We start from the raw sequence: 12,363 nt of genomic DNA, 5'->3' as shown, positions 1-12,363 counted from the left end.
GGGAATGGAGCAGGAATAAAGAAAGAACAAGTATAAACTGGATGTTTAATGTTGAATTAGCTCGTGAAAAACTTCAGAGGGCCTATGGTGCCCTCAACTAGTCAGAACTTGTGTGATGAAGTACTAGGAACTAGGCGCTAGGCGCTAGGTCGCGATGTAAAATCGCTGCTTTAGTCGTTAGAGGTCAGATGTTAGATATCAGTCGAACTGTGGGGTTGGTTAGGTCGTGCGTTCTTCTCTGCACTTGAACTGCTCATTTTTAGGGTAGGTTGGGTTGAGCGGAGCGATACCCAGCATAATCCATGTAAACCTTTTCATTCAGACGCGCGAAACAAGTTTCACGCCTACGGTGAAGACATTAGGGGCTAGGCTCTAGGTTTTGGGCGCTAGGCGTTAGGACGCGATGTAAAATCGCACCTCGCACCTCGAATCTCGCACCTCGTACCTTTCCCCTCGAAACTCGTTTCTTGTAACTTAATCACTCATCCGTTTTAAACTGTTTGGCGCGCTCTTCTGCGTCAATCAAGGCTTGTGATTTTGGCTGTTTGTTTTTGCTTTCTATCACAGGCCTTTCGTCTGAATTTGGGTCCCAGGTTGGATCAAGCGATAAGTTCGCAAATGGGTTATACGGCTTATCATCTTGTTGCTCAGACTCTTTATCAGAGTCGCTATCAATCTCTTCAAGCTTATCGTCGTTTCTCAGTTCGTCAGACAAATCAACAGTTTCTAGCGCTGGCTGTGATGGCTCTTCTACGTTAACGGAAGCTGGTTCATCTTGTAGTTCTTGTTCAAGTGCTTGTAAGGCTTTAGCTAAATCATCATCGTTAATGTCGTCGTGTTCTTCTGCTGGGTTTGGCGCAGTGACGGTGTGCTCATCTTCATTAAAATGATCGGCAAACGATAAATCATCCCCCATCAGTGAGGATAAGTCATATTCAGGCACTTCATCTTTAGACGGTTCATCGTCGGCAATCGGTTCTTTAGTTGAGTATTCATCAAAACCAAATGATGATGAACTCGTAAAGCTTGGCTCTTCAATTTCTGGTTTTTCAAGCTCATCGATTTCCGGCTTTTGGCTCTCTTCTATATCCGCTAATACTGGTTCATCGTCAGCGATAGGCTCTTTAGTTGAGTATTCATCAAAGCCAAACGATGACGAACTCGTAAAGCTTGGCTCTTCAATTTCTGGTTTATCAAGTTCATCGATTTCCGGCTTTTCGAGTTCTTCAATCTCAGCTAATACTGGCTCATCGTCGGCAATCGGTTCTTTAGTTGCGTATTCATCAAAACCAAACGATGACGAACTCGTAAAGCTTGGTTCTTCAATTTCTGGTTTTTCAAGCTCATCGATTTCGGGCTTTTCGAGTTCTTCTATCTCGGCTAACACGGGTTCATCGTCGGCAATAGGCTCTTTAGTTGAGTATTCATCAAAGCCAAACGATGACGAACTCGTAAAGTTTGGCTCTTCTAATTCTGGCTTCTCTGGTTCATTGTTATCAGTATCTGCAAATGGCTCAGGTGTAAGAGGCTCATCTTCAATAGGCTCTTTGGTTGTGTACTCGTCAAAGCCAAATGATGACGAAGCGGTATAACTCGGTTCTTCTAATTCAGGCTGTGTTTCAGGCTCGTCTTGCTGAACGTCATCAGCTTGCGGCTCAGCTTCCTCGTTGAGGCTATATGATGAATCTTCTAGGCTTGCTAATTTTAACTCTTGCTCTAGGCCGCGCTGTTCATCCAAAAAGTCGTCATCAGCGTCATTTTCGTTTTTCTCGTCGTAACCAAGTTCAAGATCTTCGAATTGATGGGCATCAGCAAAGTCTTCTGCTGGTGGTTGCTGAAGTGAAGTTTCAGACTCTTGTTCTTCTTTATCACGCTGAGCACTAAAGTGCATAAGCTCAGAAAGCTCGTCATTATTGTCAGTTTCGGTTGCTGTAAATGTATCGTTGGCAAGCGGGTAGCTGTCTTCATGAGGGTGCTCTTGTTCTTCGGCCAGCACTGCGGCTGTTGCTTCTTTGAGTTCCTCAGCTTCTTTTTCAACTGCTGCTTGTGCTTCTGCAGCTGCTTTAAGGGCTTTAGCTTGCATTAGGCTTTGTTCAAGTTCTGAATCGGCGTCAGCTTTTTTGCTTTGACGAATACGCACAATCACTAAACCTGCAACAAGTAATACCAACAACACAATTAAGCTTGGCATGAGTAATGAGCTTGAAGAGCTATCGCTGTTTGCAGGAATAGGTTCTGGCATAGGTGCAGGTGTTGGCGCAGGTTTTGGTGCCGGTTCTGCTTTTACTTCAGGTTCAGCTGGTTTTTTAGCAGTTGCAGTCTCAGCACTTTGGGTTTTAACTTCAGCGGCTTGCTCTTGAATAGCAGGTCTAGTAGTTGATTCTACTACAGGTTCTTCAGGAGCATCAGAAATCGTAATACGGTCAACTTTTGCTGGTATTTCGGTTTGTTCTGCAGAGGCATTTGTTTGTTCGACAGGCTCTGGTTCTTGAACTTCTGGCTCAATTGCTGGCATTTGCTGTTCGATAGGTTCAACGGTCTGCTCTGCAATAGGTGCAGTAGTTTCTTCAGGTTCAGCTTGAATAGCGCCTGAGTGCACCCTAGGGTTAGCCGCTGCAGTTGAATTAACTGGGGCTGTTTCTTTGGTTTGTTGTTCTAGTTTTTCGAAAGCAGCTGCATTGTTTACTGGCGTTGGATTTTTGCAGTTTTTCTCATAGTTTCTGGCAGCTGAGCGATAGTTTTTATTGCTGGTGTTAAAGCGGTACTCATGCATTTGCTGTTTTAACAAAATACACATGGCTTCGTTGTACTGCGCTTTACTCGTAAAGCTTAAGCTTAGGAGTAATAAGAGAAAAGTTGTTTTTATAATTGGCATAAGTTCCGGACCAGTAAGGTTTAGTCGATGACCTAACAGTTAATTAATTCTAAGCTGAGACGAGTAATTTATCCACATTTGGTTAACAAATTAAGCGTATTCGTAGTGGTTAATCAATTACCATGAGCGCACGGTATTCGTCGTAAGCAAATTGGTCGGTCATTCCGCTTATGTAATCTTGAATTAAGCGGCAGCGATAATAAAATTCGTAGGCGGCAAAATGATCCGGTTCTGCTTTTAGGGCATCAATGGCTTTTTGGTAGCTATTTAAATGTTTATTAGATAGTTTTTTAACCAGACGAGTTTCAATTAAGTAGTTTTGGTCGCCTTTTAACACGCGCTTAAACGCATCAGCATCAAGGACAAGTAAAGGTTTATAGCAGTCAAGTAAACCGCTAATTATACGGTAACCCTGTAGCTCTAATCGCTCTACTTCTTTGTGGCAAAATACATGCTTTAATGCCACTTGTTTTAAGGTGAGCGTAACTGCGTGCAGGTGACTGCGATCTTCTAGTAAAGCCTGATTAAAATCACCGTGGTAAATGGCTTCAATATTATTAATAAACCGCTCTGCTGCGTAGCTTACTAATGGGTGTAGCAAGGTCACACGCAGGTAGATAAAAAATTCGCTGTTAAAATTGTACGGCTGCTCTTGTGCTTTACTTAACGCATAATCAATGGCTTTTTCGGCAAAGTCGCTGTGTTTGGTATCGTCTATAGTTAGGTTTGTGAGTGTGCGGGTGTATTGCTCTTTTAGCTTTTCGCAAAGCGACTCAACACTAATAATGCCTTTTTCTACCGCATCTTCTATATCGGCCAAACAATACGATATATCGTCGGCGGCCTCCATAATGTAGCTGGCCGGATGGCGGCAGTATTGCTCAATTTCGAGTTCTGTTTGCAGCGCTTCAATAAACGGCTTTTCGCTGAAGTAGTAACCCACTTTTTTCATCAAGTAGTTTTTATCTTGCGGGCTGTCTATTTTCGCCATGCTGGCCGGGCGGGTATATTTTAAAATTCCGGCACTTTGGCTGTAGGTTAAGTTTAGTGATAACAATGAATGAATTATGCGAATACCTTGGGCATTCCCTTCAAAACTTTTTATATCTTGGGCTAGGTGTTTAAAGATCACACTAATACCAATGCCTTTACAGCGCTCAGGAGTCAGTGCGTCTAAGTGTTTATCAAACCATTGGTTGATGGCTGCTTCGCCAAAGTGACCAAACGGCGGGTTGCCGATGTCGTGCATTAGGCACGCCATTTCTACTAGGCTTTCTAGCGGGCGCTCAAGCCCAGCTAAGCCATATTCTTTTTGTTTTGCATCACTGAGCTTATTAAAAATGGTTTGCACAATAAACCGGCCCACTTGTTGTACTTCAAGCGAATGGGTAAGCCTTGAGCGCACTGCAGCATTACGTTCGAGTGGAAAAACTTGGGTTTTTTGCTGCAAACGGCGAATTGCTGCACTGTTAATAATGCGGCCCCGATCACTTTCAAGCGCAGTGTGTAAATTATTGGTAGAGCGCATTTCGCGCGCAGGCGTTATTTTTTTACCAAAATCGATCATTTTATATTCCCACAAAGCGGTAAAATCGGGCTTTTGCGTTTTGTTAGCAACATTTTGCCATTTATTAAATTAAATCTAACAGCTTGTATCTTAAATTAAAATATTCATTTTTATTAAAGTTATTACTTTAAATCGTGGCCTTTATTCATATATTATTCAGTTTTACGCACTTCTTCATTATCTTGTATTAGAAAGGAAAGCCTTTTGGCTATAAAGCAATGATGCAAACTCTGTCTCAAAAACCATGGCTCCTAGCCAGTATTTTCCTGTGTTGTATTGGTTTAACGGCTTGTAAGAGCACCCCAGAGCCAAGCGCTGAAAGCACCTTAACGGTGGCCGAAAAAAATGCCATTAAGGCCAAGCAGGGTGCACTGTATGCACGAGGTTTTTATGAAAGCCAACTTGGTAATATCAACTACGCCTCTGCTAGGCAATGCAGTAACTTTAATTTGCAGAGCCACCGTGGCTCAATTCGTTATGCAGAAAACTCGCTTAACGCGGTAATTGATGCCATCGACAACAATTTTGACGTTGTTGAGATTGATGTGCGAATTACCCGTGACGATGTGTGGGTTGTGCATCATGATGCCCGTACAGGTCGCGAAACAGGCACAGTTGACAATAAGCGCCGCAAAATTGAGTCGATGAGCTATAAAAAAGAGTGGGGCTATTTACGTCATCGTAACCAAGATACCGGGTTACTTACCGATGATATGCCACCTTCATTTAGAGAGCTTGCTGCCACATTTGCGCGCTATCGCAAACCCCATCAAAAATTGAATATTGAGATAAAATCAAAGGCCTCAGTTAACGATTTAAAAATGCTGGATTATTTAGCATATGAATTTGTTGGTGGTGGTAACTACTTTTTCAGCAGTTTAGAAATGCGCAACCTGACCCGTATGCGCGATATTAACCCAGATATTTACTTGGCATTAATTCAGTCGCCTGCAAAAGCCTCAATGAATAAGTTAGCAAGTGACCTAAAACGCGGCGCTGGTAGCGACCCAATTTACGAGCGCAATAAAGAAGAGCTTGAGAGCTTACAAGCTCTTGGTAATCGCTATCATCGTGAAAAACGTTACGACAGCCCAGTTAAGCTCGATAAATTAGCAAAACAGCTAAAACGTAACTTTGGTTATGTACTTGATATTCGTCATTACAAGCAAAGTGCAGCACGCTTAAAGCCAGTTGCTAAAGCGCGCGGTATTATGATTGCCACTTATTCTATTAACGGCCACGACTATCATGAGCGCAGCCTATTAGCGCAGTCACGTTCTCTTCGCCCTGATTCTGTAATTATGGACGATACCGTTTATGGCTTTTGTTCTGTGTTTGAATTACCAAAAATGCAGCCGTATTTTAGCGATGAAGCAGACGCTAAGTTGATTGCCAGCATGCCTGCTGACCTTGATTTAGAGCGCCTTGATGAGCTGTATGCTTATAAAGGGAATCAGCTTTACCCAGCGGTGGGCGGCACGCTTAAATCAACTCAAGCACAAACTTATATTCCAAAAGTAACATCGACTCCTTCAGCACCTAATTTAGAAATTGGGACTCGCCAAGCCGATGAAGATTTTAGCCTAGAAACAGATCCTGCTGTTGAACTAGAACTGCGTAAAAAACAATAAGAATAAAATTATGACTGATTTAATAAAGCCGTTTTGGTGGCGCTGTTTGCTACTTGTTTTAGCTACTTTATATTTATTACCCGAGGCAATTTTTAATGCCCAGTTAGTGTCATTAGTAGGGTTAGGTACCCCTTCGGCAGAAGACCTTGAACACCTTGAAATTTATGGCCGAGCAGTGTCTGGAGTAGGTGTGGCACTGCTGTTAGCTGACTTTTTACCTAAAGCCATGGTTGCCAAAGTAGGCCGTGGGATTATCTCGTTTATCGCTTTATTGTGTTTAGTTTGGCCGGTGGTGTTTTTTGGCCAAAAATATGCCATTGAAAAAACCTTAATTGAGCCTTCAACCGCAGAGCAGCGCCAGTTTGCTACCTACAGTGCAGCACTTAGAGATGCACTGGCGATTAACTCGATTAAAGTGAATGACCTTGATTACAACCCTGAGCAATTACATAGCTCAGAAAACCTGACCTTTTTGGCGCTGTTTGGTGGCTTACTGTATAGCGATGCCGCGCTTTCAGACAACCTAGAGCAAGATAAGCGTAAGATTATTGCTGCGTTTGTACAGAAAAAAGCGTATCAAGATTTTGATAAACATTATAAAAACTACAGCCAGTTATATGATGAGCTGGTGGTTAAATACAAAGCCTATGCTGATGGTAGTAAAAAGTACAACAGCACTTTGGCAAGTATAGGCGAGCGCGAGCAGGGTTATTGGCAGCAAGTTGAACAAGAGATCAATAGTGGCTGGAGCAAATACCAACAAGCGCAAAAAGCCCATATCGCAAAAGCGTCAGCACGTGCACAAAAGTATGGCCCGAAGATTTATGATTACCACCACAGCATTGCAAAATGCCGTGAACGTTATGACAAAAGCAGTGAAAAAGACCGTCGAAATCGCTGTTATGAACGTGAAGCGGCAGACTACCGAAGCAATATTTTAAAAGCGGGTATTGGCTACATTGAGCCTGACTACTGGCTTATTGAAGAAGATGTTTCGGTTGCTGAAAATGCCGCAGGCACTATTTTAATGGGTGTGCTTACTGGTGGTGTTTATACCGCACTACAAGCTGCTAGTTTAGCAACCGGTGGTGATGGCGGCTTTAAAGATAAGCGCTACAAATACACCGATGACCCAGATCATTACCAGCTGCGTTTTTTACAGCACCCGAACTTTCATAAGATGTTTGTGAGTGAAACGGGCTACCCATTTACGATTGAAAACTTAATGGCGTTTCGTGCTCACGAAACAACACAAAAGAAGCTTAGAGGGCATTTTGCCAGCAAAGGGTTACAGCTTGAAAGCAACTGGAATGTGAATCAACGCCAAGCATTTGCTAATGCTGTAGCCAATAAGGTTACAAGTGAAGCTAATGCACAATGGCAAAGCGAAATGCGTAAACGCGGCATGAGTTTAAAGCCAAACTTAAGCTGGGTTGCGTTTCAGCTACACCCACAAATTCAAGCAAAAATTGCAGATAGAATGGGTGACTTATACGTAAAAAACATTCGCGCCGATTGGAATAAAAAGAACTTTAAAGACAAGGTGCTTGATCCAAACATTGCAAAACGCACTGACAAATACCTTGCCATGCTCAATAGCTCCGAAGGTAAATTTGCTGATGGTGGCGAGTATGCCGAGTACGGTAAACAAGCATTGCGTTCAGTGATTATTCCGCCTATCTCGATGTCGTTGTCACTGTTTTTGATTTGCTTAACCTTTAGCAAGCTGCCGTTAAAACTGTGGCAATTGATTAAACCTAAACAAGAAAAGCAACCAACCACTGCTGTATCTGTTTTGCAAAAGCTGATTATGCCTGCGCTGATTTTGATAGTGCCAGTAATGTTTGTGCATAACACCTTTACCAAGGATGACCAAAGCCCTGTTAACTACTTTTTAGACAAGGTCGATGAGTCGAGCAATCCGGTGTTTAGCTATGCGATTCGGTGGACTTTGCATGCGCAGCCTCTGCTGCATCCGCTTGGTTTAAAGTTTGAAGAAAAACTGCATATTTACGAGAGCTTTAGCCCGCTGAGCCATGCTTTAGCCAAGGTAGATATTTTGCGTCACGGCGATGCCAACTTAAGTGCTGAGCAGCAACAGCGTAGACAATATCTGGTTGAGCAAAAAACCAAACTTACCATTACTACAAACCCAGCGAACGCCACTATTCGCATTATGAATATAGGCCCTAAATACCGCCCCGGCATGACATTAAAAACTGGCGCTTATGATATTCAAGTGTCGGCGCCTGGATATAAAACGTATCGACGTTGGCACCAAGTAGATGCTGGCGAACAAATATTAACCATTGATTTAAGCAATTAATTAAGCAAGGAATGAAAATGCAACATTGCCAAAATACGGTGTATGCCACCGATCTTCACTGTTGTGATTGTGGAGAAGCTCTTGAGCAAAAAAGACAAATGCACACGGTTGAAGAACTCAGCCCTGACTTGCTGGTTGATGTGAAAAATTATGCGCCACAAGCGAGTACGATCACAGGTGTTGTGAAGTCGACGTATTACTATAAGCGCCGCTATAAAACCAATAACGACAATATGCTGTACGGTTATTGGTGGCTAGAAGTTGAAGACAAAGACGGCATTATTCATGAGTTTAGTGTTGATGCTGAAAAAGATGTGATTGCTAACCTACAAAAGGGTAATGTGATCACTGCTTTTCAGGAAACACCGTTAACGCTTAATTATCGCATTGCTGATGGCAATGCTAGGCGGGTAGTCAAAAATGACCGCTTTATGCCTGTTGTGATTGTGCATTTTGCCGATCAACAATATCGCAGCTGGGACAAAACCATTAGCCGAAACTACACTGGCGGAACGATATTGTGGCTGGTGCTAAGTGTTATTACATTCTTAATCATGTTGTTTGCTGCAAAGCTTGAGTTTTTGCCTGCGCTACTTGCGTCATTGCCTGTGGCAATAGGGGTATTTATGGCAGAGCACAACTACCATAAAAAAGCTAAAGCCAAACAAGAAGCAAAGTATGATGCGATTTTAGCAGCAACAGATGTGATGCTATCGACTACCCTAAATCAACTGGGTTATAACATGCTGGCAAGAACGCCAAGTAAGTCAGATGTTATTTGTATTTCGTGTCAGCAGCGTATTAGCCAAGATGCTGCGCATTGTTATTGCTGTGGCGCTAAGCAACACGTTGAAGCGATTGCTGAAAAAGAACAATCACTTGCAAAAGATGATGAGCAAGCCATTAGCATTCAAAAAGCGTTAGAGCCAAACAAAACAAAACCAACCAGTATTGCCCAGCTTGAGCATGCCATTATGGATGAGTATAGCCTTGCATATGAAAACGCTTATGAGCATAAAAATGTTTGGGCACGTAACGAAAAAGGCACCATTAGTCATTGTGCAGTGCTTGGCAAAGTATTGGAAAAAGAGCAAAGCGCACATGCAAATGAAAGCCGCCAAACAGTGACCACGACAGAAACCACAACCACCTATCGCGGTGGCATGTATGTTGGCAGCGATGTAAAAGAGCGCGTTGAGGTTTATCGTAATCGTAGCACCACTTTAAAAGGTGAAATCATGCTGGAAACCGCATCGGGTGAGCCGTTTATTTTTAAAGCGGGTGAAGATTTACTGGGTTCTGTTGATATTGGTGATTGGGTGTATTACGCCTACAGCAGTGTTGATACCAAGCGTTACTCTGAGTATTACCGTGAGTATGCGGTTAATGTGAGTAAAGACATTAAGTACAACAATTCTTCAGTCAGAAACTTTGGTATGGTGCATGGATTTAACCGTATGGTATTGCTTGGTCTTACGTCAGTAGGGCTAGCGTGGTACTTTGATGCCCAAGATTTTTACCCATTAGTTAATACACTTGTACCAGATGCCGGCATTGATTTACTCAATAATTACCCGCAAGTGGTTGAACACTTAGATGGCCTACCTGTTGCTGTGTTTATTGTGTTAAGTGTGGTTACAGGCGTTTGGGGCTTTATTTATAGCCAAATAAACGGCTCACGTTTAAAGCGTAGTGTGAAAAAGCTTGAAAGCATGATCACAAAATTTTCAAAACAGTTTGGTAAAGTTTCTGAGCAAATTAACAAATTGAACTAAAAAGGGTTTCGCATGCGTATTTGGCAATTAGTTTTAGCGGGTTTATTAGCGTTCAGCTCACTAGTAAAAGCAGAGCAAGAGCAATCTGTGGTACTTATTTCGATAGATGGATTTCGCTGGGATTACATTGAAAAACACCATGCAAAGCACTTAAAAGCAATCAGTGAACAGGGCGTGAGAGCAAACAAAATGCGCCCTGTTTATCCGACCAAAACCTTCCCGAATCATTTGTCGATTATTACCGGCTTATTGCCTGTTAATCATGGTATTGTCGAGAACCGCTTTTGTGATACTGAGCGTAACGACTGCTACAAAATGGGTAAAGGGAAAGACGACAGCACTTGGGTAAATGGCATTCCGCTTTGGAACCTTGCACAAATGCAAGGCTTAAAAGCCGCCACCTATTTTTGGCCTGAATCAGATGCGCGCTTTAACGGCATGCTGCCTGATTACTTTTATCATTATTCAAAACACAGTGATTATCAAAAGCGTGTTGATCAAATTATTCAGTGGTTGAGCTTGCCAAAAGCACAGCGCCCACGTTTAGTGATAAGTTATTTTTCGTTGGTCGATAGCATGGGGCACGAGTTTGGCCCTGACGCTAAAGAAACTTATGACGCAGTGCAAAAGCTAGATAGTTTAATGGCTGATTTATCGAACCGTTTAAGAGCGCTTGATGAAAACATTAACTTAGTGATTGTGTCTGATCACGGTATGGCCTCTGTAGATCCAAGCCTTAGCATTAAAATTGATAGCTTGCCGCAAGACGAAAACTTCATAGTGCAAAACACCGGCCCTCGGGTTTTATATTATGCAAAACCAGATGGCAAAGCAGACATCAGCGGATTCAGTAAAAAGCTCGCTCAAGCCGCTGATGGTCGCTATATCGTGCTAAGCGAGCAGCAAAAGCGTGGTTATCACTATGATAAAGGCCCGCGAGTTGGCGATATTATTTTACAAACCGACGCTCCTCGAGTGTTTACCGACAGTAAAATGGCTGGCTATTTAGGCACCCATGGTTACGCTTATAGCGAAGATATGGCTGCAACCTTTATCGCCACCGGCCCCGCCTTTAAACAAGGCCTTCGTTTAGACGAAGTAAGTAATTTAGATGTGTACCCACTGATCGCCAAAATTCTAGGCCTTGAGGTTTTAAGCTCAATCGACAGCGACGGCGCAAGTTTATGGCCCGCGATTGAGGAGTAGGTGTGAGTTGGTGAGGGGAAAGGCGCTAGGAGTTAGGCGCTAGGCTCTAGGTTTTGGGCTCTAGGCGTTAGGACGCGATGTAAAATCGCTGGCTTTTAGTCGTTAGAGGTCAGATATTAGATATCAGCCGAACTGTGGGGTTGGTTAGGTCGTGTGCTTTTCTCTGCATTTGAACTGCACATTTTTAGGGTTGGGTCGAGCGGAGCGATACCCAACATAATCCATGTAAACCTTTTTATTTTGAAAGATAAACCAATCAATCAAACGCTATATAAAATCTGCTACAGACTCGAAACTCGTAACTTTACCCTCGCATCTCGTTCCTCGTATCTCGAAACTCGCTAACTTTCCCCTTTCCCCTTTCCCCTTGAAACTAGCAACTCGTACCTCGTTACCTACAACTTCGTTACCCACCCGTACTCACCATGGCTTTGAAATTTGTAGCTTTGATTACCGGCATCAAATTGGCCTTGTAGGGTGTTTTCTGTGAGGGTCATCACGGCTTGATGACCTGTTTTAGTTTTATCATTGACCTTGCCAAATACACTTCTATCGCCATTGCTGGCTTCGATGATATTACTAATTTCTACGGTGTAACTAAGGTATTCGTCGATCACTAAAATAAAGTGATCGCCAGGTTGTAGGGTTTTTAGGGTGTCTAAATCAAATTCGCTGAATGCGGTGTTTGCTAATTGGTCAGGCAAACGGCCTTGTTTGTATAGGTAATCGTGCGCATGATTAGATAGCTGATTAAGCGGCGCAGTTAAGTTCACAATGGTCTGTGGGGCTATTTGGTCGGCTTCAGCTTTGTAAGAGGCAACAAACTGCTGTGTGCTTGGTTTTGTTTTAAAACCATCACTTTGAATATGCCACTCATTCAGTGCAAATGCTGTAAGTGGCAGAATGAAGATTAATGCAAGCGTCCTGTTCACATGTTTCTCTTACGGGTTTTTATGTTAACTTATTGTTGGTTTTTACCTCAA

At 42.8% G+C, this 12,363-nt stretch carries 7 protein-coding genes; 4 read left to right on the top strand and 3 right to left on the bottom strand.

Translation table 11 applies throughout. The features are described 5' to 3' along the window. Nucleotides 1-478: 478 nt before the first annotated feature. Nucleotides 479-2,875 carry a hypothetical protein gene (locus tag ABMY41_RS06630; RefSeq protein ID WP_349274375.1) on the bottom strand — a complete coding sequence of 799 codons (2,397 nt, stop codon included), beginning with the start codon at nucleotides 2,873-2,875 and terminating at the stop codon, nucleotides 479-481. Between the two features lie 109 nt (nucleotides 2,876-2,984). Further along, on the bottom strand, nucleotides 2,985-4,442 hold the full coding sequence (gene dgt / locus ABMY41_RS06625; RefSeq protein WP_274168512.1) for a dGTPase: 1,458 nt from the start codon (nucleotides 4,440-4,442) through the stop codon (nucleotides 2,985-2,987). 218 nt (nucleotides 4,443-4,660) lie between these two features. On the opposite strand from dgt, the gene ABMY41_RS06620 reads away from it, so the two are divergent. The 4 genes from ABMY41_RS06620 to ABMY41_RS06605 are packed head-to-tail and all read left to right on the top strand — an operon-like array spanning nucleotide 4,661 to nucleotide 11,380. Then, a complete protein-coding gene (locus ABMY41_RS06620) occupies nucleotides 4,661-6,073 on the top strand; it encodes a glycerophosphodiester phosphodiesterase family protein (protein WP_349274374.1) in 1,413 nt (470 codons plus the stop codon). A 10-nt stretch (nucleotides 6,074-6,083) separates the two neighbouring features. Beyond that, complete coding sequence (locus ABMY41_RS06615; protein ID WP_349274373.1) at nucleotides 6,084-8,399, top strand: PEGA domain-containing protein; 2,316 nt, start codon at nucleotides 6,084-6,086, stop codon at nucleotides 8,397-8,399. 17 nt (nucleotides 8,400-8,416) lie between these two features. After that, nucleotides 8,417-10,174 carry a hypothetical protein gene (locus tag ABMY41_RS06610; protein WP_349274372.1) on the top strand — a complete coding sequence of 586 codons (1,758 nt, stop codon included), beginning with the start codon at nucleotides 8,417-8,419 and terminating at the stop codon, nucleotides 10,172-10,174. A 12-nt stretch (nucleotides 10,175-10,186) separates the two neighbouring features. After that, nucleotides 10,187-11,380, top strand: coding sequence for an ectonucleotide pyrophosphatase/phosphodiesterase (locus ABMY41_RS06605; protein ID WP_349274371.1), 1,194 nt, complete (start codon nucleotides 10,187-10,189; stop codon nucleotides 11,378-11,380). 395 nt (nucleotides 11,381-11,775) lie between these two features. Here ABMY41_RS06605 and ABMY41_RS06600 read toward each other — a convergent pair whose 3' ends face one another. After that, on the bottom strand, nucleotides 11,776-12,312 hold the full coding sequence (locus ABMY41_RS06600) for a hypothetical protein (RefSeq protein ID WP_274168506.1): 537 nt from the start codon (nucleotides 12,310-12,312) through the stop codon (nucleotides 11,776-11,778). Between the last annotated feature and the right edge of the window lie 51 nt (nucleotides 12,313-12,363).

The sequence above is a fragment of the Pseudoalteromonas sp. BZA4 genome, assembly GCF_040104395.1.
GTDB lineage: Bacteria > Pseudomonadota > Gammaproteobacteria > Enterobacterales > Alteromonadaceae > Pseudoalteromonas.
The sequence above is the reverse complement of the archived record's forward strand: the minus strand, read 5'-3'. Positions and strand labels throughout refer to the sequence as shown.